The organism is Xanthomonas sp. 10-10, assembly GCF_040182365.1.
Lineage (GTDB): Bacteria > Pseudomonadota > Gammaproteobacteria > Xanthomonadales > Xanthomonadaceae > Xanthomonas > Xanthomonas arboricola_F.
Genome location: NZ_CP144460.1, coordinates 4,158,342 through 4,179,850 on the forward strand (window position 1 = coordinate 4,158,342; position 21,509 = coordinate 4,179,850).

The 21,509-nt window shown below is 65.6% G+C and carries 22 protein-coding genes; 8 read left to right on the plus strand and 14 right to left on the minus strand.

From position 1 onward, the window contains the following. Window positions 1-26 precede the first annotated feature (26 nt). Window positions 27-842, minus strand: a complete 816-nt coding sequence (locus tag VZ068_RS17390; RefSeq protein ID WP_349655988.1) for a cellulase — start codon at window positions 840-842, stop codon at window positions 27-29. Between the two features lie 472 nt (window positions 843-1,314). Between VZ068_RS17390 and VZ068_RS17395 the strand changes: the two genes are divergently transcribed. Both VZ068_RS17395 and VZ068_RS17400 read left to right on the plus strand, forming a co-directional pair. After that, window positions 1,315-2,259, plus strand: a complete 945-nt coding sequence (locus VZ068_RS17395) for a DegV family protein (protein WP_259163006.1) — start codon at window positions 1,315-1,317, stop codon at window positions 2,257-2,259. 86 nt (window positions 2,260-2,345) lie between these two features. After that, window positions 2,346-2,684, plus strand: coding sequence for a hypothetical protein (locus VZ068_RS17400; protein WP_259156458.1), 339 nt, complete (start codon window positions 2,346-2,348; stop codon window positions 2,682-2,684). A 39-nt stretch (window positions 2,685-2,723) separates the two neighbouring features. On the opposite strand, the gene VZ068_RS17405 is transcribed toward VZ068_RS17400, so the two are convergent. Then, a complete protein-coding gene (locus VZ068_RS17405) occupies window positions 2,724-3,644 on the minus strand; it encodes a DMT family transporter (RefSeq protein ID WP_349655989.1) in 921 nt (306 codons plus the stop codon). 284 nt (window positions 3,645-3,928) lie between these two features. On the opposite strand from VZ068_RS17405, the gene VZ068_RS17410 reads away from it, so the two are divergent. After that, window positions 3,929-5,338 (plus strand): PLP-dependent aminotransferase family protein, encoded by a 1,410-nt coding sequence (locus VZ068_RS17410; protein WP_349655990.1) that lies wholly within the window; start codon window positions 3,929-3,931, stop codon window positions 5,336-5,338. Window positions 5,339-5,617: 279 nt separating this feature from the next. Here the strand turns inward: VZ068_RS17410 and VZ068_RS17415 are convergent, their stop codons facing one another. The 9 genes from VZ068_RS17415 to VZ068_RS17455 all read right to left on the minus strand — a co-directional run bounded on the left by VZ068_RS17415 (window position 5,618) and on the right by VZ068_RS17455 (window position 12,123). Beyond that, complete coding sequence (locus tag VZ068_RS17415) at window positions 5,618-6,334, minus strand: DUF4386 domain-containing protein (protein WP_349655991.1); 717 nt, start codon at window positions 6,332-6,334, stop codon at window positions 5,618-5,620. A 44-nt stretch (window positions 6,335-6,378) separates the two neighbouring features. Beyond that, window positions 6,379-6,828 carry a hypothetical protein gene (locus VZ068_RS17420; protein WP_259163014.1) on the minus strand — a complete coding sequence of 150 codons (450 nt, stop codon included), beginning with the start codon at window positions 6,826-6,828 and terminating at the stop codon, window positions 6,379-6,381. Continuing rightward, window positions 6,825-7,040 (minus strand): hypothetical protein, encoded by a 216-nt coding sequence (locus VZ068_RS17425; protein WP_046963268.1) that lies wholly within the window; start codon window positions 7,038-7,040, stop codon window positions 6,825-6,827. The genes VZ068_RS17420 and VZ068_RS17425 overlap by 4 nt, the downstream gene beginning before the upstream one ends. 9 nt (window positions 7,041-7,049) lie before the next feature. Continuing rightward, entirely contained in the window at window positions 7,050-7,409 is a 360-nt protein-coding gene (locus VZ068_RS17430) for a helix-turn-helix domain-containing protein (RefSeq protein ID WP_259163016.1), read from the minus strand. 597 nt (window positions 7,410-8,006) lie between these two features. Continuing rightward, on the minus strand, window positions 8,007-8,837 hold the full coding sequence (gene fghA / locus VZ068_RS17435; RefSeq protein ID WP_349655992.1) for an S-formylglutathione hydrolase: 831 nt from the start codon (window positions 8,835-8,837) through the stop codon (window positions 8,007-8,009). A gap of 59 nt (window positions 8,838-8,896) precedes the next feature. Beyond that, entirely contained in the window at window positions 8,897-9,472 is a 576-nt protein-coding gene (gene gfa, locus VZ068_RS17440; protein WP_259163034.1) for an S-(hydroxymethyl)glutathione synthase, read from the minus strand. A 67-nt stretch (window positions 9,473-9,539) separates the two neighbouring features. Continuing rightward, complete coding sequence (locus VZ068_RS17445) at window positions 9,540-10,649, minus strand: S-(hydroxymethyl)glutathione dehydrogenase/class III alcohol dehydrogenase (protein ID WP_259156462.1); 1,110 nt, start codon at window positions 10,647-10,649, stop codon at window positions 9,540-9,542. A gap of 64 nt (window positions 10,650-10,713) precedes the next feature. Then, the gene (locus tag VZ068_RS17450) at window positions 10,714-10,989 is read right to left on the minus strand and encodes a metal/formaldehyde-sensitive transcriptional repressor (protein ID WP_046963271.1); all 276 of its coding nucleotides are present in this window, start codon (window positions 10,987-10,989) and stop codon (window positions 10,714-10,716) included. A gap of 219 nt (window positions 10,990-11,208) precedes the next feature. After that, window positions 11,209-12,123 (minus strand): LysR family transcriptional regulator, encoded by a 915-nt coding sequence (locus tag VZ068_RS17455; protein WP_349655993.1) that lies wholly within the window; start codon window positions 12,121-12,123, stop codon window positions 11,209-11,211. Between the two features lie 107 nt (window positions 12,124-12,230). Between VZ068_RS17455 and VZ068_RS17460 the strand changes: the two genes are divergently transcribed. After that, window positions 12,231-13,403 carry a TDT family transporter gene (locus VZ068_RS17460; protein ID WP_349655994.1) on the plus strand — a complete coding sequence of 391 codons (1,173 nt, stop codon included), beginning with the start codon at window positions 12,231-12,233 and terminating at the stop codon, window positions 13,401-13,403. A gap of 302 nt (window positions 13,404-13,705) precedes the next feature. Here the strand turns inward: VZ068_RS17460 and VZ068_RS17465 are convergent, their stop codons facing one another. Further along, window positions 13,706-14,806, minus strand: coding sequence for a glycosyltransferase (locus tag VZ068_RS17465; protein ID WP_349655995.1), 1,101 nt, complete (start codon window positions 14,804-14,806; stop codon window positions 13,706-13,708). 137 nt (window positions 14,807-14,943) lie between these two features. Here VZ068_RS17465 and VZ068_RS17470 point away from each other — a divergent pair, with 137 nt between their 5' ends. Both VZ068_RS17470 and VZ068_RS17475 read left to right on the plus strand, forming a co-directional pair. Further along, a complete protein-coding gene (locus tag VZ068_RS17470) occupies window positions 14,944-15,663 on the plus strand; it encodes a response regulator transcription factor (protein ID WP_349657747.1) in 720 nt (239 codons plus the stop codon). Beyond that, a complete protein-coding gene (locus VZ068_RS17475; RefSeq protein WP_349655996.1) occupies window positions 15,660-17,144 on the plus strand; it encodes an ATP-binding protein in 1,485 nt (494 codons plus the stop codon). Before VZ068_RS17470 ends, VZ068_RS17475 begins: the two co-directional genes overlap by 4 nt. 284 nt (window positions 17,145-17,428) lie before the next feature. Here VZ068_RS17475 and VZ068_RS17480 read toward each other — a convergent pair whose 3' ends face one another. Beyond that, the gene (locus tag VZ068_RS17480) at window positions 17,429-18,793 is read right to left on the minus strand and encodes a glutamate--cysteine ligase (RefSeq protein WP_349655997.1); all 1,365 of its coding nucleotides are present in this window, start codon (window positions 18,791-18,793) and stop codon (window positions 17,429-17,431) included. Window positions 18,794-19,008: 215 nt separating this feature from the next. Here VZ068_RS17480 and VZ068_RS17485 point away from each other — a divergent pair, with 215 nt between their 5' ends. Continuing rightward, window positions 19,009-19,704, plus strand: coding sequence for a VIT family protein (locus VZ068_RS17485; protein ID WP_349655998.1), 696 nt, complete (start codon window positions 19,009-19,011; stop codon window positions 19,702-19,704). Between the two features lie 152 nt (window positions 19,705-19,856). Here VZ068_RS17485 and yihA read toward each other — a convergent pair whose 3' ends face one another. Continuing rightward, window positions 19,857-20,480 (minus strand): ribosome biogenesis GTP-binding protein YihA/YsxC, encoded by a 624-nt coding sequence (yihA, locus tag VZ068_RS17490; protein WP_259156470.1) that lies wholly within the window; start codon window positions 20,478-20,480, stop codon window positions 19,857-19,859. A gap of 143 nt (window positions 20,481-20,623) precedes the next feature. Between yihA and VZ068_RS17495 the strand changes: the two genes are divergently transcribed. Next, window positions 20,624-21,421 carry a c-type cytochrome gene (locus VZ068_RS17495; protein WP_259156471.1) on the plus strand — a complete coding sequence of 266 codons (798 nt, stop codon included), beginning with the start codon at window positions 20,624-20,626 and terminating at the stop codon, window positions 21,419-21,421. Window positions 21,422-21,509: the final 88 nt, after the last annotated feature.

Genomic DNA, 21,509 nt, shown 5'->3' on the forward strand with positions numbered 1-21,509 from the left:
GACGGCCCATGCGCGACGCATGGGGCTTACTTGGCATCCATCGTGGCGCTGACCTTGGCCCAGCCATTGCCGCGCACCACTTCAAACCCCGCTTCGGCCGCATGCAGATACATGCTGTTGTTGTAACGGCCGTCCTTGGACCGGTTGTTCTGCAGCCAGGTCAGGAACGGCTTGGCATCGATGTTGAGATTGCCGCTGGTCTTGAGCGTCGGCTGGCCGGCGGTACCGGTCGGGATGAAGGTGTAGACGTAATAGCCGGCCCCGGAGTTGAAGCCTTCCCACAGATCGAAGGTGCGCCCGCCCGCCGTGATCACCTTGGTGGCGGTGACGGTGCCGATCGGCCAGGAGTTATGGTCGCCCCAGATCATCACTTCCAGCTGCGGGTTGCCCTTGGCGGTGTCCCAGCGGAAGAAGATGTCGTAGGCAAAGTCGCCCGCCAGGTTGGTGCCGCCGGCGCTGTAGGTGAACTTGAACGGCAGCGAGGAAATCGAGGAAATCTGTTTGGGGAACAACGTGTCGGTGGTCGGATTCCAGTCGTAATGCCAGCCGCGCACGATCGCCGGATACCCGTACAGGTTGTAGTCGGCGAAGTTGAAGGTGACGGTGAGCTCCGGCGTGCTACCGGTGCCGAAGGTGCCCTGGATGATGTTGTTGGGATCGTTGAAATTGTTGACCCATGCATAGTGGTTGCCAAAGATCTTGTACGGCCCGGCCAGCGCCGCCGGTGCCAGCGCTACCAGGCCGATTGCCAGCGCGGCCTTCCACCAGCGCGATGCGCGCCGCCGTGTGGTGGGCGCCTGCGCAGCGGTCTGCGTGAGGGTGTCGGATGGGGTGGTGTGCATTTGGACTCTCCATGGTGTTCAGCGCGGCGGCGCCAGTGCGGCGCTCCCAGGACCGCCCTGCAGCGGTTGCGGCCGACCCTAGCAGCGGCGCCGCGACAGGAGCTATAGCGATTCCGGCAGGACAGCCCCGCCAAGCACGATAACGGGCGCTACCTTGCAGCCCGAACGTGTCCTGATCCTCAGTTCGCCACCATTGGCCCCGCCAGGCGCCATGTACCGCTCAGTGTTCCGGCCCGGCCTGGCACGCAAATGGTGCAGAGCCACATGCCTCCCCGGCCAGCGCCGGCCTGGTGGCCGCCCGGTGGACGGTGACGTGGCCGCATCTCGCCAGCAGGCAGGCCGTAGACGGATGCCTGGCCAGGGCCAGGGCTGGGTCCGGCGCAGGCAGTCAGCCGATGGGTCTACGCGCCAGGCCGGTTTTGCGATAGCGTTTGCACTTATAGAGACGACGCAATAGCCGGAGGGGGCGACGATGCGCATCGGAATCGTGGTGGACAGTGCGTGCGATCTGCCGCAGGACTTCATCCAACGCAACAACGTGATCGTGCTGCCGATCAGCGTCCGCATCGGCGAAGCCGTGCTGGCCGATCACCGCGATGAAGAGGCCACGCTGAGCTTTCTGCAGGCGCATGTGGCCGAACGCGGACACGAGGCGGAAACCACGCCGTTTTCGGTCAACCAGATCCGCGACCTGTTCCTGCAGCGCCTGGTCATCGATTACGACCACGTGTTCTGCCTGACCATCTCCAAGCTGCGCAGCCAGATCTACGACAACGCCATGCAGGCCAGCTTCGCGATCCTCAACGACTACAAGCCGATCCGTCAGGCCGCAGGCCACAGCTCGCCGTTCGCGTTGCGCGTGATCGATACCTTGAACCTGTTCGCCGGCCAGGGCATCACCGCAGTGGAAGCGGTGCGCCTGCGCGCGCAGGGCCAGGGCGTGGCGGCGATCCGCGCGCGGCTGGAGCAACTGGCCGAGCACACCTACGGCTACATGATTCCGCGCGATCTGTATTACCTGCGTGCGCGCGCACGCACCAAGGGCGATCGCAGCGTGGGTCTGATCGGCGCCGCGCTGGGCAGCGCACTGGATATCAAGCCGGTGCTGCGCGCGTATCGCGGCGTCACCGAACCGGTGGCCAAGCTCAAGGGCTTCGAGCCGTCGGCCGAAAAACTGTTCGGCTTCACCGTGCGCAAGCTCCGCGAGGGCCTGATGACACCCACCGTGTGCGTGGGCTATGGCGGCGAGCTGGCCGAGCTGCACGCCCTGCCCGGCTATGCCGCGTTGCAGGCCGCCTGCCAGAGCCAGGGCGTGGAACTGTTCGAAAGCGTGATGAGCCTGACCGGCATGGTCAACGTGGGCAAGGGCGCGCTGGCGGTGGCCTTCGCCGCCGAACCGCATGGTTTTTCTGCCTGAAGCAAGCGCGTGACGGCACGCGGTCTTCGACGGCGTTCTCACCCCGCCTCGGCTAGTGTGCCGCCGTCATTCAACGGAGTGTGTCCATGCCTGTCAGCTACTCGATCAGCCTGCCCGACCCCAAGCTCGCCCGCGGCAGCGCGCCATCGGTGAGCTTCACCGCCAACGGCGCCGAGGCGTTCGCCGAACAGTTGCAGGCCGCACTGCGCGATCCGGCCTGGTTCGATCGCTGGCGCCAGCTCCAGGCCGACCCGGACGAGGTGGACCCGGCACTGGGCATCACCGATCCGTCGGCCACCGTCACCGGCAAGCAGGACGATCTGCGCATCGACCTGGTCGCCACCACCAGCATCCCCGGCGACCTGTTCAAACAGCGCATGCAGGCCCTGGCCGGCCATCACTGGGAAATGCGCGACGTGCGTTGACGGTGTGCGTCGCCATGCTGCATGCGTGGCGGCGCACGCTCATGCCCGCGCCAATGCGCGGCGTGGCCAGCGCCATTTGAGATTCACCGCCAGCGTGCCGAGCACGATCAGGGTCAGGCCCAGCCATTGCACCGGCACCAGCGCGTGGCCATACAGCAGATAATCCAGCAGCAGCGTGACCAGCGGGTACACGAAGGCCAGTACCGCGATCGTGGCCACCGGCAGATGCCGGTACGCCGAATAAAACAACACATACACGATCCCGCTGTGGATCACGCCCAGGCCCACCAGCCACACCCAATGCATGCCCGGATGCAACGCGGCACTGCTCGAAAAGCAGGCCAGCAGCACCGTCCCGACCCAGCACTGCACCGTGACCACCGCCAACGGCCGCTCGCGACTGATGCGTCGCGACATCAGCAAGGATGCGCCGCATAGCAGGGCCGCCAGCAGGGTCAGCGCAATCCCGAGCAGATAGCCGCGGTCGGCCGCCTGCCACAGCCGCGCCGGATCGGCCGAACACGCCACGCCCACAAACGCCAGCAGCGTCCAGCCAAGATCGGCGCGCCGCGTGCGCTCGCCCTGCAGTAACGCCGCCAGGATCAGCATCACGAACGGAAACACGTGATACACCATCGTCGCCACGCCGATCGACGAGCGCGCCATGCCGGCGAACAATGCCACCCAGTTCAACACCAGCAGCACACCACTGATCGCCGCATCGCGCACCAACGCACGCTCGTGCCACAGCCCGCGCAACTGCCCGCCGATCAAGCCGCAGACGGAGAGAAACAATGCACCGAACAGGCAGCGATAGAACACCGCCGTTACCGGGTCCTGCCCGCTCTCGTGCACGAATACGCCAACCGAGCCGATCATCACTTCGGCAACCAGCAACTGCCAGAGCGCACGGCGCGACGCGCCTGCCGATGCGCGCCCAGCGGCAAGCGCCGCGCTCATGCAACGCTCCGGTCGCACGCGGCCTGCCTGTCGCAGCGCCAATGCCTGCGATTGCCCGATGTGGCGGCGTCGCTGCGCTGCACGCGCGATCGCGCAGCGCAGACGCAGTGACGATGCGTACCAACCAGAGCAACAGCGACGATATCGACACTAGGCACGATCGACCTCACAGGCAGGACAGGGGCCCGACGCATTCATCGGGCACGTTCAGTCTGCAGGGCCATGCGCAACCATGACAGATTCAGATACGCTGCAAGTTGACCAGTACAGATGGAGCCGGAAGCATGTTGCTGTACGAGGCATTGGCGACGCAGTTGCGGCAGCGGATCGAGGCCGGCACCCTGCGCGCGGGCGAGCGATTGCCGTCGATCCGGCAGCTGGCCGCGACCCATGGCGTCAGTGTGGCCACCGCCGTGCAGGCCTGCCTGCAGCTTGAGCGCGAAGGACGGGTGCAGGCGCGTCCGCGCTCGGGCTATTTCGTCCGCACCATCGCCGCAGCCGCACCGGTCGCGGCCAGGGCAGCGCGGCAACGCAAACCCGGCATGGTCGACAACCCGGCGCTGCAGCGCGTGCTCGATACCGTCGCCCGTACCGACCTGGTGCCACTGCATACGGCCACGCCGGCCCATGCATTACTGCCCGGCACGCAGCTGGCCGCGGCCTTGGCGCGGCAGTTGCGTCGACACCGCACTGCCGCGCTCGACTACGCCCCGCCCCAGGGCGACGCCGCTTTACGCCGGCAGATAACCCAGCGTTACGCACATTGCGCCGCCAGCGTGGTTGCGGAAGAAGTGGTGATCACCGCCGGCGCGATGGAAGCCATCAGCCTGGCACTGCGCACGGTGACCACGCCGGGCGATGTAGTGCTGGTGGAGACACCTACCTACCACGGCATCCTGCAAGCCGTTGCCGCCTTGCGACTCAAGGTGCTGGAAGTGCCCAACCTTACCGGCGCGGGAATCGATGTCGCCCGTCTGGATGCACTGCTGCAACGCACGCCGGCGCGCGCAGCGGTGCTGGTGCCCAACTTCAACAATCCCAATGGCAGCCTCACCCCCGACAACGCCAAGCGCGCACTGCTCGACAGCTGCGCCCGACATGGCACGGTGGTGATCGAGGACGATATCTACCGCGAACTGGATTGGTCGGGTCAGCATCCTCGTCCGTTACGGCATTTCGACACGCACAACAACGTGATCACCTGCGGCTCGTTTTCCAAGGTATTGGCGCCGGGGCTGCGCGTGGGCTGGCTGCTCGGCGGCGACTGGACCGATGCGCTGGTACGCGCCAAGTATTTTTCCACCGTTGGCAGCGCCAGCCTGCCGCAACTGGCATTGGCCGATTATCTCGCGCACCACGATCTGGAACGGCACCTGCGCAAGCTACGCCGCACCCTGGCCGACAACGGCCAGCGCCTGCGCGATGCGATCGTGCGGCATTGGCCACAGGGCACACGCGTCGGCGACCCGGCAGGCGGCTTATCGCTGTGGCTGCAGTTGCCCGATGGTGGGAGTGGCCAGGCCTTGTTCGACGCCGCATTGGCCGACGGCATCGGCACCTCGCCGGGTCATCTGTACTCCAGCCGTGGCGACTACGCAGATCATCTCCGCCTGACCTGCGGCCAGCCGTGGAGCGAACCGCTGGAACGCGCGATGCGTCGGTTGGCGAAGCTTGCGACACAGGTGGTGCGCTAGCTTGGTTGTTGGCGTCAACTTTCGATTTTTCGCTGCCGCTGCCGCTGTCGTTTTCGTTGTCGTTTGCCGTGGACTCGAACTTGGAGAAAAACGATATCGCCGTACCTACGTGACGCGAACTTTCAGATACGCGGTGGCAAGCCCCTCTCCCGCCGGGAGAGGGGTTGGGGTGAGGGTACGGCGCGAAGCACTCGCATGTTCCAACTGCACGAGGCTTCCCCCGTGCCCTCATCCAGCCCAGCAGGGCACCTTCTCGCGAGGGGAGAAGGGCTATCGCGTCTACATCAGCGCAGCCCTTGCATCCCACTGCCGCCGGTCAACTCCGCGAATCAACAGCCACAGGCAAAACGTCGTCTCGCCGACCAGAACCGGCAACAAAATGCCGGGATTGATCAGCTTGGCAAATGCAGGCGCCAGCAGTTCGGCAAGCGAGGCCACCAGATAACTGAGCCCAGCCAACGTCATCAATCCGCCAACGAACTTGGGCAGATAGCGCGATCGCCATATCAGCGCGCCACTGACCAGGCAGGCAGCGCCAAAAAACAGGAGCGCAATGTTGAAGCCAATCTCATGTCCCAACAACGCCAGCGCGGCCAGCGAGAAGCCATGCGCAGGATCGGCCGCCGACGTGCTGCCGGAAGCCAATGGCAGCACCATCAACTGAAACAACTTGCTGACGGCTTCCACCGCGAGCGATGCGCTATTCAACAACACGAACAACAGCGCCAAGCCTCTTCCCGCAGGCCGCAGCAACATGTATTCGATCCATAGCTGCACCACTGCGATCAGCGGCACCACCAGATTCGCAGCCAGCCCCAGCGTCCAGAGCTGCGCATGCTGCACGATGGCGTGGAGCATGGCCTGCGTATCGCCAGGCACTACCAAAGCGTTCGCTACATAGCCCTCTGCCAGACCACCCAGGACGATGACGGCGAGATAGAGCGCGCCAGCGACGCGCGCATAGAACTGCGGGCGAGCTTGAATGTCGTACGCCATGGAGTGTCCAGTGGTTGCGGGGGGTGTGCGAAGCGAGAAAGCAGTCAACGCCAGCGGTCGCCGGGCATGCGAATGAACGTCGAGACGATGTGACCCCACGGAATCAAGATCGGAAAGACCACGACCAGCAGGCAGGCCGACAGCGTGGACCAGGTACCGACATCCATCCGGTCGTGCAGCAGCCGGGGCGCGGCGACGACGCCGAGCCAGATCGACTTCCATGCAATTTCAAACAGCAGCAGCGGCAGCATTTTCAGCGGATAGCGAAGGCCAAGCAATGCCAGCAGCCCCATCGCTCCCAGCATGCACTGCACCACGCCCTCCATCAGTTCCCAGCTGTCGTGCCGCAGCACGATACCCGGCCAGACCTGTACGCCCAGGCCGACCACGAGCAGCAGATAGCCGGCGCGCAAGCCATACAACCGCCAGAGCGGCACGTCGCTCGCAGTCCGCCTCGATGCAGCACCGCTGGCGTCAGTCTCGCTCGCGATCATTCGACGTCCTTGAGAATTCTTTCGATACCGTCGAGGCGGATACGCATGTCGTTCAAGGCAACCTGCGTTTTCTCGGCCAGCTCACGGTAGGCCTGGTTGTGATCCAGCTGCGCCTTGGCCTGCCTGATCGCGGCAAGATAGCGCATGCCGAAAACCAGCAGAATCGTGCCCAGCGGCAGGCAGATGGTCAAAAGATACAGATGCTCCGACAAGGCCGTCTCCTATTTTTCCGTCTTGTCGGTCAGCGATGTCGCTGCGTCCGCAATGACCGAAGGTGAAAGTTCCAATCGAAAGGCGCTGACCTCGAAGTAGTTGAGCGCTTTTCCGTCATGCGACACCTCGGGCTGGCTGGTCACCAGACCTGCGGCCTCGAGCTTGTTCAAATGCAGATGCAAGAGCGGACGGCTGATCCCCACTTCTCGCGCCAGGCTGCTGATGTAGTTGCGGCCACCGGTTTGCAGCGCCGCAATAATCCTCAGTCGGTGCGGATTATCGAGCGCCGAAAGAATCTCCAGCAGTCGATCCCCTGTCGTTGCCCCACCACTTTTCATGCGTAAGAAATATCTGACAGGTGCAGCCATGTCAAGCGTTGCGGGAGGATTCTTGCAGGAGCGCAACGCTGGAGTGCGGGGCCGTGACCGGCGGTATCGGGCGGGCGACCGACATGGCCTGGACGCAATGGCTGCTCGACTGATGCACACACCGCGCAACGCACAGGATCACGCTGCCGCGGGCGCGAGCCGGGGAGCACCATGGACACGCAGCATGCGTGCGGCACGCAGGAACTGCGGTGCAGGCAAGTGCTATCGCGCATGGCCGCGTTCAGTGCGAACTTTCGCACGCGAGATTGTTGCCCCTCTCTCCTCCCGGCGTAGAGCCAAGGCTTGCGCGCCATTGGCACGCGTGCCCCTGCCCGCGCCGCAAGCGCGGGCAGGGGCACGAAGGGGGGCGAGGATATGGGGCGAAGCCAATCTGCACCCAGACTTCGCCAGCGCTTCGCCCGCACCCTCACTGGCCCCTGTGGGGCACCTTCTCCCGGGGGAGAAGGGACATCGGCTCGCCGCTTTACTCATCGCGCAAGCGCAGGCAATACAGCAACGCCGAGCGCGCCACCTTTCGCCAGCTCGTGTCACGCGCTCTACAACTCCCTCGACCAGCCACGACTCGCCCAACCAGGATCAACCACGCAGCGCCGCAGCATGATGCGCGATGTGCTCGCCAATGAAACTGGAGATGAAGTAATAACTATGGTCGTAGCCGGGCTGCATCCGCACGGTCACCGGGTATGCCGCCGCCTTGGCAGCGTCTTCGAATAGCCGGGTTTTCAGCTGGTTTTCCAGAAATTCGTCCGCGTCGCCTTGATCGATCAACAGCGGCAAACGCTCCTGGGCCTGCGCGATCAGGGCGGTGGCGTCATACGCCTTCCAGCTGTCGCGATCGTCGCCAAGATAGTGTCCGAATGCCTTCTCGCCCCACGGCACCTGGCTGGGTGCCACGATCGGCGAGAACGCCGATACGCTGCGATAGCGCCCCGGGTTCTTCAGGGCGATGGTCAATGCGCCATGCCCGCCCATCGAGTGGCCGCTGATCGCACGCGCCCCGGTGGTGGCAAAGTGCGCTTCGATCAGCGCCGGCAATTCGTTCACCACATAGTCGTACATGCGGTAGTGCGCAGCCCAGGGCTGCTGCGTGGCATCGACGTAGAAGCCGGCGCCCTTGCCGATGTCGTAGCCCTCTGCATCGGCCACATCGTCGCCACGGGGGCTGGTATCCGGGGCCACCACAATCACCCCATGCTCGGCGGCATAGCGCTGCGCACCGGCCTTGCTGATGAAGTTCTGCTCGGTACAGGTCAGGCCGCTGAGCCAGTACAGCACCGGCAGCGGGCCGTCGGCGGCCTGGGGAGGAAGATACATGCCCACCTGCATGCTGCAACCCAGGCTCTGCGATTGATGCCGATACACATCCTGCCAACCGCCAAAACAGGCGCGGTGTTCGATACGTTCCATGAAAATTCCTTGCGAAGAGAAAACCCTGCAGCCGGATCACCGGCCGCAGGGTTGGACCATCAATGCAACAAGCCCTTCTTGCGCGCTACCTGCGCAGACAGCGCATCCATCAATCCCGGCGACAGGCAGTCATAGGGCGTCAACCCCAGCTCGGTCAGACGCGTGCGCACGCCGTCCATCTGCTCCGGCGGGGTGCCGGTTTCGATGATGGACGAGACGAACGCGGCAAAGCCCGGCGCCGACCACCCCTGCTGCTTGGACAGCTCGGTGTGCACGAAATCCAGCCCGTAGAACGCGTGCTCCTTGTTCTCGATCCGGCCGAACAGATGCACGCCGCATGCCGTGCAGGCGTGTCGCTGGATCGTCGCGCTTTCATCGACGATCTTCAGCTTTTCCTCGTGCGCAAGCACCTTGACCTTGTCGCGCGGCGCTACCGCAATCACCGAAAACGTGGCGCCCTCGGGTTTCCAGCACTTACTGCAACCGCATGCGTGGTTGTGTGCGGTCTGCGCACCCACTTCCACCACCACCTTGTCGCTGGCGCAGTGGCATTCGAGGGTTCCCCCTTGAAAGTTTTCTGCACCGCCTCGCGCAACGCCACCATCTACCGAAGGATGAATCGACACGTTAGCCATCATGCCCCTCCCGGAGTCTCGGTCCCACGTGCGCGGAAGCGGCCGCGCGCCGCTCCTGGCCGTGTGGTCAGAAATGAATCACGGTGCGGATCGACTTGCCTTCATGCATCAGGTCGAAGGCTTCATTGATCTCTTCCAGCGGCATGGTGTGGGTGATGAACGGATCGAGATCGATCTCGCCCTTCATCGACTGCTCCACCATGCCCGGCAATTGCGTGCGCCCCTTGACGCCACCGAAGGCGCTACCGCGCCACACGCGGCCGGTGACCAGCTGGAACGGACGGGTGCTGATTTCCTGGCCGGCACCGGCCACGCCGATGATGACGCTCTCGCCCCACCCCTTGTGGCAGCACTCCAGCGCCGAGCGCATCACGTTGACGTTGCCGATGCACTCGAAGCTGAAATCCACGCCGCCATCGGTCAACTCGACGATCACTTCCTGGATCGGCTTGTCGTAATCCTTGGGGTTGATGCAATCGGTGGCGCCCATGCTGCGCGCCAGGTCGAACTTGCCCGGGTTGGTGTCGATGGCCAGGATGCGCCCGGCCTTGGCCTGCACCGCGCCCTGGATCACCGCCAGACCGATGCCGCCCAGGCCGAACACCGCCACGCTCTCGCCCGGCTTGACCTTGGCGGTGTTGTGCACCGCACCGATGCCGGTGGTGACGCCGCACCCGAGCAGGCACACCTTCTCCAGCGGCGCGTCCGGGTTGACCACGGCCAGCGAGATTTCCGGCACCACGGTGTATTCGCTGAAGGTGCTGCAGCCCATATAGTGGTAGATCGGCTCGCCGTTATAGGAGAAGCGCGTGGTGCCGTCGGGCATCAGGCCCTTGCCCTGGGTGGCGCGCACGGCCTGGCACAGGTTGGTCTTGCCCGACAGACAGAATTTGCACTTGCGGCATTCGGCCGTGTACAGCGGGATGACGTGGTCGCCCACCTTGACGCTGGTCACGCCCTCGCCGATCTGCTCGACGATGCCGCCACCTTCGTGGCCCAGCACCGACGGGAAGATGCCTTCCGGGTCATCGCCGGACAGCGTGAAGGCATCGGTGTGGCACACGCCGGTGTGGGTGATGCGGACCAGCACTTCGCCGGCCTTCGGCGGTGCGACGTCGATCTCGACGATTTCCAGCGGCTTGCCGGGTCCGAATGCGACTGCTGCACGGGATTTCATTGGAATAGCGCTCCTGACGAGGATGTTCGAGGACGGACGCGGCATGCGCCGGCCCGGTGGGAGTTCATTTGAGGTAGGACCGGACCAGCCCGAGCAGGTCCTGGACCCGCTCGGCGCGTTGCGCATCGGACGCAGCGGCATGTCCGAAGTCTTCACGGATATGCGCTTCAAGCACCTGCGACATCAGCCCATTGACGGCCCCCCGGATCGCGGCGATCTGCTGTAGCACCGGTGCGCAGTCTGCGCCCGACTGCAGCGCGCGCTCAAGTGCGTCGCACTGCCCGCGCAACCGCCGTACCCGCGCCAGCGCGCGCTTCTTTTCCAGCGGCGAATGCGGCATGCCGACCCTCGACCCGAAATACTGGGGGGCAGTATAAGCATCTGGATGAAAAAAGCGATGCCGATGGGGTTCCGGCAGTCGATACCAACGCCGCGCTCGACAGAAAGTAACCGCCCTCACATCAGCGGCGTCGCAGTTGCATGCGATGGCGGGAAACGACCGCGACAGTCGCCCTGCTGCATCGCCGCAGGCGATTTGCGCAGCATCGTAACGTCGCAGCTAAGGTTGCGAGCGCTGCTCGTGTTCGTGCTTGAACTGCAGGCAGGTGGCGTGGAAGCGCCCGAGAGCGGGCGAAAAAAACTTGTCGCGATGGGCCACCAGAAAGAAACGCCGGGTCAATCGCGGCAGCCCACCGGTCAACGGCTTCAACTTCTTCGCTGCGATCAACTCGTCCACCACCCAGCGCGACAGGCAACTCACCCCCAGGCCCTGCACCACCATGTTCTTGATCGCTTCCGAGCTGCCGATTTGCCGGGTATCGGACAATGCATGCAGATGCCGCAACAGCAACTGCTCGACTTCTTCGCGCGTCCCCGAGCCAGGCTCGCGCAATAGCCAGTCGGCATCGCGCAGGTCGGTCAACGTGACCTTGGCCCGCTTGGCCAATGCATGCCGGCGCCCGACCACGACCAGCAACTCGTCCACCAACCATGGTTCGGCACGCAGCTCCGGCAGATGGCAGGGTCCTTCGATCAACCCCATGTCAAGCTCGAAGTTGGCCACCTTGCGCGCGATGGCGCTGCTATTGGCGCTTTCCATATCCACGCGCAGCGCCGGCGTCTGCTTGCGTAGCGCATGCAGCACCAGCGGCAACACATGATTGCCGATCGTCGTGCTGCACCCGATCTTCAAACGGCCTGTAGAAGCCGCAGCGCCAGGCTCGAATCCCGCCTCGATCTGCTGCGCGCCATCGAGCAGCCTGCGCGCCTGCGGCAACAGCGCCGTGCCCACATCGTTGAGCACCAGGCGTTTGCCGACGCGATCGAACAACTGCGTTCCCAACGCATGTTCCAGCTCATTGAGCGCGGCACTGGTGGCCGACTGCGACAACGCCACCGCCAGCCCGGCGCTGGTGGTGCTGCCCTGTTGGGCGATGGCGCAAAAGATCTGAAGTTGCCGCAACGTCAGCCGCACAACCTACCTGCTTTACAAGTATTTGATAGCGATATTACCCGTTTTACAGCTACGTCCTGCCACTGGACACTGTTGCCATCACATTCTGCGACGTGCCACCCGCTGCCATGTCCACTGCGACTGCACTGCCCGTCACCCAGAGGCTGCGCCCGTTCAAGGCGCTGTCCGGCCCGCGCGAAGTCATCCGCCAATTCACCCCGAACTGGTTCGCTGCCACCATGGGCACCGGAATTTTCGCGCTGGCGCTCGGGCAACTGCCGTGGCGGGCTCCAGGCTTGGCTGCGGTCGGCGAGTGCCTGTGGATGTGCAACGCTGCGCTGTTTGCGGTCTTCGCGCTGTTGTATGCCACGCGCTGGGTGCGGTTCTTCGATGAAGCCAGGCGGATCCTGGGGCACGCTGGCGCCTCGATGTTCCTGGGCACCATCCCGATGGGCCTGGCGACCATCATCAACGGTCTGCTGCTGTACGGCGTGCCGCGTTGGGGCAGCGCCGTGCTGCCGCTGGCCGAGACCTTGTGGTGGGTGGACGTGGCGATGGCCTTGGCCTGCGGGGCGGGCGTGCCGTATCTGATGTTCACCCGGCAGCAGCACCGCATCGAGCAGATGACCGCCGTGTGGCTGCTGCCGGTAGTGGCGGCCGAAGTGGCGGCGGCCAGCGGCGGGTTGCTGGCTCCGCACCTTGCCGATGCGGGCACGCGGTTCGCGGTGCTGATCGCCAGCTACGCGTTGTGGGCGTATTCGGTACCGGTGGCGATGAGCATCCTGGTCATCCTGCTGCTGCGCATGGCCCTGCATCAGTTGCCGCCGGCCAGCATGGCAGCATCGAGCTGGTTGTCGCTCGGCCCGATCGGCACCGGTGCGCTAGGCATGCTGGTGATGGGTGACGACGCCCCGGCGATCTTCGCGGCACACGGGCTGGCTGGGCTCGGGCAGATCGCCGCAGGCATCGGCACGATCGGCGGCCTGCTGTTCTGGGGCCTGGGCGCTTGGTGGCTGCTGCTGTCTGTGCTGATCACCGCACGCTATTTCCGTGCAGAGGTGCCATTCAATCTGGGCTGGTGGGGCTTTACCTTCCCGCTCGGTGTCTACGCGCTGGCCACCTTGAAGCTCGGCGCACGGCTGCAGCTGATGTTCTTCACTGGTTTTGGCGTCGTCCTGGTCGTCGTGCTCGGTGTGGTCTGGGCACTCGTGGCGATCAGGACCCTGGCCGGCGCATATCGCGGCAACCTGTTCGTGTCGCCCTGCATCGCAGACCTGCAAAGCGAAACGACTGCGCGGTGAACGGTGCAGCGGGAGTGCTGGATCGATCCGTTGCCATTGATTGGGTCATTGCAACACCCGACCCGGCCGGCAACTGCACGATCGTGCATCGCACCGGTTCGGCGCCATGACGGCATCCCTAGCAGGCTCGGCCCACACCGGCGCAATCAGGTAACAGGCTGAACTGCATCCACGTCAGCGACGTTGCACTCTGTGGCAATGCCGACCTGCAGCCGCGCACGATGTGCCGGGCCTGGCGAACGACATCCGGCAGCTGCGCACAGTCATGCACGACCGCAAGCACTGCCTGACGCGTCACTTCCTCAACGATCGACTACGACCGGCGCAATGCCGACAGCGTTTTGCGGCGCATGCTCCGGCAGCGATGCCAACACTGCGCTGCGGAAGCGCGCTGCAAATGCGGCATCGCTGGCCTGATAGAACGCACGCGCATTGGCCGACAGCGCGTCCAGCGCGGCCTGCGGCATGGCGAGCGCGGTGTCCACTGCCTGCGCGATTCCTGCTGCGTCGACGTAGTAGTAGGACGCCAGGCGCCGCTGGCGCACCTCGCCCGCCGGAATCAGCACGCCATGTGCCGGCGTAACCAGTTCGTTCATCGGCTCGCCATCGGTGGCCAAGGTAACCGCACCCACGCTCAGCGCTTCCATCAGGTAGTGCCCGAAGCCTTCGGCCTCGGAGGGACAGAGGTGGAAAAGGTGCGCGTTCTGCAGCCGGCGTAATTCCGCATCGTCGAGATAGCGCACGCGGTGATCGATATTCGGCGCCATCACCGGCTTGCCGGCCGTCCGCGGGTTCTGCACCACCGTCAGCAGCGGCCACTCCGGATGCTGCTTCCAGGTCTCCAGCAGCACGCGCGTGCCCTTGGCGGTACTGCGCCCGGCCAGATGGAAAAAGGCACGCTGGCGCGGCACCTGCGCATCAAAGCGATCCGGGCTGGTAAAGCCGATGAAACGCGTGGTGCAACCCAGGCTCTGGAAAATCCGTTCGGCGTGGCGGGTCTTGCACAGCACTGCGTCGAATTTCGGCAGCAAGGGCAGCCATTTGGGCAGCAGCCATTCCGGATTGGGCACCAACAGGTTGACCTGCCCCAGTGGCAGGCAGCGCGCATACACGCGTTCGGAAAAGATCTGCAGCGGCACCCGCCCGAACAGCGCGCGACTGGCCCACAGGCGCACCTCGCGCCCGGTATCCTGCAACCGCTGGCTGGTGAACCCCAGTTCCTGCACCGGCACGCCGCCAGCGCGCAGGGTCTGCGCCATCAGTACCATGTCGCGGGTCAGGCCCACGCCGTTGTCGCGGCTGATCACCCGCATCATCGGAAACGCCTTGCCATGCGCGCACTCGCCATCGGGATGGCGCAGTGTCGAAGCGATGGTGTCCTGCGTGATGTCCCGTCCCGTCATGTCGCCTTGCACATGTGCCAATAATTGACAAATTTGATCATTATGATGGGTGTTCCAGCCTTGCACCTGCGAGCACCATGTATCCGGTAGCCACCACCCTGCGCGGCCCGAACACCGCGCCACCGACGATGACCTCCATGGATATGCAACAACCCTGCGTTCTTGTGGTCGACGACGACCCGGACCTGCGCAAGCTCATCGGCGAATTTCTGAGCGCCCACGGTTACCAGGTTGACGTTGCCGAAAACGTGGCCGCCATGCGCACGCGCATGGCGCAGCGACGCCCGGACCTCATCGTACTCGACGTGATGATGCCGGGAGAAGATGGGCTGAGCGCCGCGCGTGCCCTGGCCAGCGAACGCGGTTCGCCGGCGGTCATCATGCTCAGTGCGCTGGGCAACGATACCGACCGCATCATCGGCCTGGAAGTGGGGGCCGACGACTACCTGGCCAAGCCCTGCAACCCGCGCGAACTGCTGGCGCGGGTGCGCGCCCTGCTGCGCCGCAGCCAGGCCAGTCACGAACAGGCCGATCAGCGCGGAAACGTCTACGAATTCGCTGGCTGGCGACTGGACGTGGTGCGCCGCGACCTGCGCGACCCGACCGGCATCTTCATCAACCTCTCCGACGGCGAATTTGCATTGCTGCGCACCTTCGTCGAGCATCCGCAGCGGGTGCTCAGCCGCGACCAGCTGCTGGACTATGCGCGCGGCCGCGATACCGACGTCTACGACCGTGCCATCGACAGCCAGATCAGCCGCCTGCGCCGCAAGATCAATGAACGCGTCCATACCGAGTTGATTCGCACCGTACGCAACGAGGGCTACATGCTGCTGCCGGGCGTTTCGCGTCTGTGAGCAAACCGGCACGTCGCGGGCTGTCGATCTTTGCCCGCACGTTCGTCCTGCTGGCGGTGGCCCTGCTCACCGCCCAGGTCATCGGCATCGCCCTGCTGGTGATGCGCACCCCTGTCTACGAGCCGCCCGTGCACCCGCCGGAGGTGGTGGCGCTGCTGTCCACGCGCATGCCCGCCGGCACCCAGACCCTGAAGGTGCACGACGGCGCGCAGCCGCCGTCCGCACCGCCCGGCCAGGTCCGCGACGCCTTCGCCGAGATGCTGCTGGCGCACTGGCTGGACGTGGACACGCAGCGCGTGCGCTTCTATCGCAGTGCCGACGACCGCGAAAGCCCGCAACTGGCCGGCGACCGGCCGCGGCATCTGCCCGGCCAGCTGCATGCCACCGATGCTGCAGGCAGCGACAGCCGGCAACGTCCGTCACCCGAATGGGCGTCCGGCCGCAGAGCCGGCGACCCGCCGTTCGGCAACGGGCTACGCCCGGACCAGGCGCCCGAAGACTGGGAAAGCGAACGCCTGACCCCCGGGGTACCGTTGCTGGATGGCTTCACCGCCGCACTGCAGCAACCCGACGGCCGCTGGCGCACGGTGGAATCGCCGCGGCGGCGGCTGTCGGCCGAATTCAAGACCCATATCGTGCTGCTGTTCCTGGCCGGCCTGCTCGCCAACGTGCCGCTGGCCTGGTGGTTCTCACGGGCCTTGTCGGCACCGATCAAGCGTTTTGCCGAAGCCGCCGACCGGCTGGGCCGCAATCCTCACGCCGCCGCGCTGCAACGCAGCGGTCCGCCGGAAATCGTCCGCGCCGCCGATTCGTTCAATGCGATGCAGGCGCGCCTGAACCGGCTGATCAATGAGCGCACCCACATGGTGGCGGCGATCGCACACGACCTGCGCACACCGCTGGCGCGGCTGTCGTTTCGACTGGACGACCTGCAACCGCCGCTACGCGACAAGGCGCTGGCCGATATCGACGAGATGAAGGCGATGATTTCCGCGGCGCTGGATTTCATCCAGAACGATCGCCATCGCGGCGAACGCGCGCCGCTGGACCTGCGCCTGCTGGTGGAGAGCGTGGTCGACAACGCCACCGATATCGGCGCCGACGCCGCGCTGCTGCCCGGCCCGACCATCACCCTGGATGGCGACCCGCTGGCATTGCGCCGCGCCGTGATGAACCTGCTCGAAAACGCCTTGAAATACGGCAAGTGCGCGCGCCTGCAGCTCACCCGCGATGGCGAGGATGGCGTGCTGTGGATCGACGACGACGGCCCCGGCATCGACCCTACCCAGCGCGAACAACTGCTGCTGCCGTTCGTGCGTGGCGAGTCCTCGCGCAACCGTGGCACCGGCGGCATCGGCCTGGGCTTGTCGGTGGCGCACAGCATCGTGCTGGCGCACGGCGGCGACCTGCGCCTGGACAATCGCGCCCATGGCGGGCTGCGCGTGACCGTGCGCCTGCCCTGCATGCCGGAGCGGCGCTGACGGCAGACCGCAGCCGGCCGCGACACCGGATCCGGGGCGCAGGGCCCACGGCAGCATCGTCGCAGGTGTCACGGCACACCATCGCGGCACCTAGCCATCGCGCTGATCCAGCGCCGGCAACGCGCTCACCGGCCAATATCGCCGAGCATGCCGGCGACCGCGCACATTAAGCGCCAGGGTGGAAGCCGCGCACACACAAGGCCCTACACCGACGGCGCATCGCCCACACAGGCAGGCACGGCTGAGCGCGCCGCATCGCGGCGCGCTCAGCCAGACAGCATTGCTCAGTACGCAAACTCGCGGAACACGCGGTCGATATCGCCGTTCCATGCGCCGTGATACAGCGCGAGCTTGCGCTCGGCGGCGGTGACGCCGCTCTCGGCGATCTCGGCGATCACATCGACAAAGCCGGTTTCGTCCTGACCATCGCCATTCAGCCGTGCGCGCCGGCGCAGGCCTTCGCGGGCGATGTTGACCGCTTCCACCGCCAGGTCGCGCACGGTGCCGTTGCGGAACGGCAAGCCCAGCGCATGCTTGGGCACGCCGTCGCGCAAGGCGTGGCGTTCGGTCGGGCTGAAATCCTTGACCAGGTCCCAGGCCGCATCGAGCGCGGTCTGGTCGTACAGCAGCCCGACCCAGAATGCCGACAACGCGCACAGGCGATTCCACGGGCCGGCATCGGCGCCGCGCATTTCCAGATATTTCTTCAAACGCACTTCCGGGAATGCGGTGGTCATGTGGTCCGACCAGTCGCGCAAGGTAGGCAGCGCACCCGGCAACGCCGGCAGCCTGCCTTGCATGAAATCGCGGAAGCTCTGCCCGCTGGCATCGACATAGACGCCGTTGCGATACGAGAAATACATCGGCACATCGAGCAGGTAATCGACGTAGCGCTCGTAGCCGAAGCCATCTTCGAACACGAAATCCAGCATGCCGGTGCGGTCGGCGTCGGTGTCGGTCCAGATGTGCGAGCGGTAGCTCAGGTAGCCGTTGGGCTTGCCCTCGGTGAACGGCGAATCGGCAAACAGGGCGGTGGCGATCGGCTGCAGTGCCAGCGACACGCGGAACTTCTGCACCATGTCCGATTCGGTGGCGTAATCAAGATTGACCTGCACCGTGCAGGTGCGCGTCATCATGTCCAGGCCGAGCGAGCCGACCTTGGGCATGTAGTTCTTCATGATCTGGTAGCGGCCCTTGGGCATCCACGGCATCTGGTCGCGGCGCCACTTCGGCTGGAAGCCCATGCCCAGGAATCCCAGCTGCAACTCGCCGGCCACCTGGGCCACTTCGTCCAGATGGGTGCCGGTTTCCACACAGGTGTGATGCAGGGTTTCCACCGCAGCGCCGGACAGTTCCAGCTGGCCGGCCGGCTCCAGCGTCACCGAGGCGCCGTCGCGCAGCAGCGCGATGGTGTGGCCGTTTTCCTGCACCGGCTCCCAGCCGAAGCGGGTCAAGCCGGTCAGCAACGCCTGGATGCCGCGCTCACCTTCGAAGGTGGGCGCGCGCAGGTCGTCGAGCTGGAAACCGAACTTTTCGTGCTCGGTCCCGATCCGCCAGTCTGCGCTGGGCTTCTCGCCGGAGGCGAGGACCTGCACCAGTTCCGCGCGTTCGGTGATCGGCGTTTCGGCAACGTGGCTGGGACTCGACAAGGGCAGGCTCGCAAACGTGAAGGGGTGGGACGATGTGGGGATACTCCCCAGCCACCGCAAGGCCCGCACTATAACCGTAGGTCATGGAAGAATCGCGGTCATCGGCCAGGTCTGAGATTTCCATCCATGGGCACTACGCGGCCCGATGCGATGCAAGACGGTCACACCGCTGGCGATGGCTTGGCATACGCTCCTGGTAGCCAATGGAGCCAGACATGCCTGCGCAACCCACCGAAACCCATCGCAGCGACCGCAGCGGTTGGCTGCGTGCAGCCGTGCTCGGTGCCAACGACGGCATCGTCTCGGTCGCCGGGCTGGTGGTCGGGGTGGCCAGCGCAGGCGCTTCCGCCTCGGTGGTCCTCGCGACCGGCGTTGCCGGAACCGTGGCCGGCGCGATGTCGATGGCGGCGGGCGAGTATGTCTCGGTGCAGTCGCAGGTCGACACAGAACATGCGGACCTGGAGACCGAGCGCCGCGAACTGAAGGACTTTCCCGAAAGCGAACTGGACGAGCTGGCTGCCATTTATTGCCGGCGCGGCCTCGACCCCACGCTGGCACGCCGTGTCGCAGAACAGCTCACCGCTCACGACGCCCTGCAAGCCCACGCACGCGACGAGCTGGGCATCACTGAAACAGCGCGCGCCCGCCCGCTGCAGGCCGCAGCAACGTCGGCGGCAGCATTCATTGCCGGCGCGGTCCTGCCGGTGGTTGCCGCCCTGCTTGCACCGGCCGGCGGGCAGATCTGGGCGACGGGCGCAGCGACGCTGGCCGGACTGACAGTCACCGGCGCACTGGCGGCGCGCGCCGGTGGCGCCAGACTGTGGCGCGGCGCGCTACGGGTGGTGTTCTGGGGTGCGGCCGCCATGCTTGCCACCGGTCTGGTCGGCAGCTTGTTCGGCGTGCAGGTCTAGCGTGATGGGCCGTGGGGTGAGTCCGCGGCGGCCGGCACCTCGACGGCGCCCGGCAAGTGGACCGATCGTCGCGCCGCACCAGGATCTGCCCCGAACCCCCAGCCTGCGCCGGGCAGCGCTGACCGCGACCGCCCGATGCAGACCGGCCTCGATCACGCCTGCGCGGACGGCTCCGTCTCCAGACCCAGCCAGCCGCCGACGATGCCGCGCAGTTCGTCCACGCCCTGGCGCGATTCGCCGGAGTAGGTCTGCACGGTCACGCTGTCGCCGAAGCGCGAGGTCACTTCCTTCTTGACCTTCTGCAGGGTCTGCATCTGCTGGCCACGGCCGAGCTTGTCGGCCTTGGTCAGCAAGCCATGCGCAGGCAGGCCGCGTTCGGCGGCATAGCCAAGCATCTGCAGGTCGTAATCCTTGAGCGGATGGCGGATGTCCATCACCACCACCAGGCCGCGCAAGGCCTCGCGGGTGCGGAAATAGCGGTCGATGAAGGCCTGCCAGTGCGCCTGCAGGTCCTGCGGCACCTTGGCGTAGCCGTAACCGGGCAGATCCACCAGATAGCGCTCGGGCTGGATCTGGAAGAACACCAGCTGCTGGGTGCGGCCAGGGGTCTTGGACACGCGGGCAAGCGAATTCTGGCGGGTCAGCGCATTGAGCGCGCTGGATTTTCCGGCGTTGGAGCGGCCGGCGAAGGCCACCTCGTAGCCGCCATCGTCGGGCAATTGCCGGGCGTTATGGGCGGACAGGTGGTAGCGGGCTTGTTCGATAAGGAGCGACATCCCGCTAGGATCGCACGTTCGGGGCCGAGGGTTTTGCTGCACTGTTCGTTGACCCTGGCGCAAAGGCGTGTCGATAATCGAAGCACGCCTGCCACTGCCAGCACCCAACGCGCGCGGGCCGGGTCCATACGGAGCTTTAGCTGATGCGCCATGCTCGTGTGCTAGTCCTCGCCGCCCTCGCCGTGCCGGTCGTTGCCGCCGTGGCGTTTGCGCAGTCGGCGGTCACGCCGATCCCCGATCCACCGCCCGTGCGGGTTGCGCCGCTGGAGGTGGATCTGGCCAAGACCACCTGGGGCGATGCCAAGGCCGGGCAGGCCAAGGCGGCCGCCTGCGCGGCCTGCCACGGCCCGGACGGCAATCCGGCGGTGGCCATGTACCCGCGCATCGCCGGGCAAACCGAGCGCTACGTTGCGCATCAGGTGGCCTTGATCGCCAGCGGCGAGCGCAATACCGGGATGTCGGCGGTGATGGTGCCTTTCGTCAAGGACCTCACTGCGCAGGACATGCGCGATCTGGGCGCCTACTTCGCTACCCAGAAGGCGTCCGCCGGGGTCGCCGACGATGCCGTGATCGCCGAAGGCCCATATCAAGGCATGAAGTTCTACGAGGTCGGCGAAAAGCTCTACCGCGGGGGCGACATCGCACGTGGCGTGCCGGCCTGCATGGCGTGCCACGGCCCGTCCGGTGGCGGCAATCCCGGACCGGCATATCCGCGCCTGGGCGGCCAGCATGCCGACTACGTAGCGCGGCGCCTGAAGGAATACCAGGCCGGCACCACCCAGGAGCGCAATCCGGCGCTGTTCAATATCATGGCGCAGGTGGCACGCCCGCTGAGCGAGCAGGAGATCCAGGCGCTGTCCAGCTATCTGCAAGGTCTGCACGACCGTGCCGACGATGCCGCCGCTGCACAGACGCCTGTCGGGACACCGGCGCGCTCATGAGCTGAGGTGCCCACCTGCCACACCGCGTCACGACGCCGGTCCCGCGACCGGCGTCGTCGTTTCCCGCCTCCTCTCTCATCCCCCACGG

Coding starts and splice junctions, on each gene's coding strand:
- fghA (WP_349655992.1), bottom strand. CDS start 8,837: ATGGAACGTATCGAACACCGCGCCTGTTTTGGCGGTTGGCAGGATGTG.
- VZ068_RS17470 (WP_349657747.1), top strand. CDS start 14,944: ATGGATATGCAACAACCCTGCGTTCTTGTGGTCGACGACGACCCGGAC.
- VZ068_RS17450 (WP_046963271.1), bottom strand. CDS start 10,989: ATGCCGCATTCGCCGCTGGAAAAGAAGCGCGCGCTGGCGCGGGTACGG.
- VZ068_RS17485 (WP_349655998.1), top strand. CDS start 19,009: ATGCCTGCGCAACCCACCGAAACCCATCGCAGCGACCGCAGCGGTTGG.
- yihA (WP_259156470.1), bottom strand. CDS start 20,480: ATGTCGCTCCTTATCGAACAAGCCCGCTACCACCTGTCCGCCCATAAC.
- VZ068_RS17395 (WP_259163006.1), top strand. CDS start 1,315: ATGCGCATCGGAATCGTGGTGGACAGTGCGTGCGATCTGCCGCAGGAC.
- VZ068_RS17430 (WP_259163016.1), bottom strand. CDS start 7,409: ATGGCTGCACCTGTCAGATATTTCTTACGCATGAAAAGTGGTGGGGCA.
- VZ068_RS17445 (WP_259156462.1), bottom strand. CDS start 10,649: ATGAAATCCCGTGCAGCAGTCGCATTCGGACCCGGCAAGCCGCTGGAA.
- VZ068_RS17460 (WP_349655994.1), top strand. CDS start 12,231: ATGTCCACTGCGACTGCACTGCCCGTCACCCAGAGGCTGCGCCCGTTC.
- VZ068_RS17420 (WP_259163014.1), bottom strand. CDS start 6,828: ATGATCGCGAGCGAGACTGACGCCAGCGGTGCTGCATCGAGGCGGACT.
- VZ068_RS17465 (WP_349655995.1), bottom strand. CDS start 14,806: ATGACGGGACGGGACATCACGCAGGACACCATCGCTTCGACACTGCGC.
- VZ068_RS17405 (WP_349655989.1), bottom strand. CDS start 3,644: ATGAGCGCGGCGCTTGCCGCTGGGCGCGCATCGGCAGGCGCGTCGCGC.
- VZ068_RS17415 (WP_349655991.1), bottom strand. CDS start 6,334: ATGGCGTACGACATTCAAGCTCGCCCGCAGTTCTATGCGCGCGTCGCT.
- VZ068_RS17390 (WP_349655988.1), bottom strand. CDS start 842: ATGCACACCACCCCATCCGACACCCTCACGCAGACCGCTGCGCAGGCG.
- VZ068_RS17410 (WP_349655990.1), top strand. CDS start 3,929: ATGTTGCTGTACGAGGCATTGGCGACGCAGTTGCGGCAGCGGATCGAG.
- gfa (WP_259163034.1), bottom strand. CDS start 9,472: ATGGCTAACGTGTCGATTCATCCTTCGGTAGATGGTGGCGTTGCGCGA.
- VZ068_RS17495 (WP_259156471.1), top strand. CDS start 20,624: ATGCGCCATGCTCGTGTGCTAGTCCTCGCCGCCCTCGCCGTGCCGGTC.
- VZ068_RS17400 (WP_259156458.1), top strand. CDS start 2,346: ATGCCTGTCAGCTACTCGATCAGCCTGCCCGACCCCAAGCTCGCCCGC.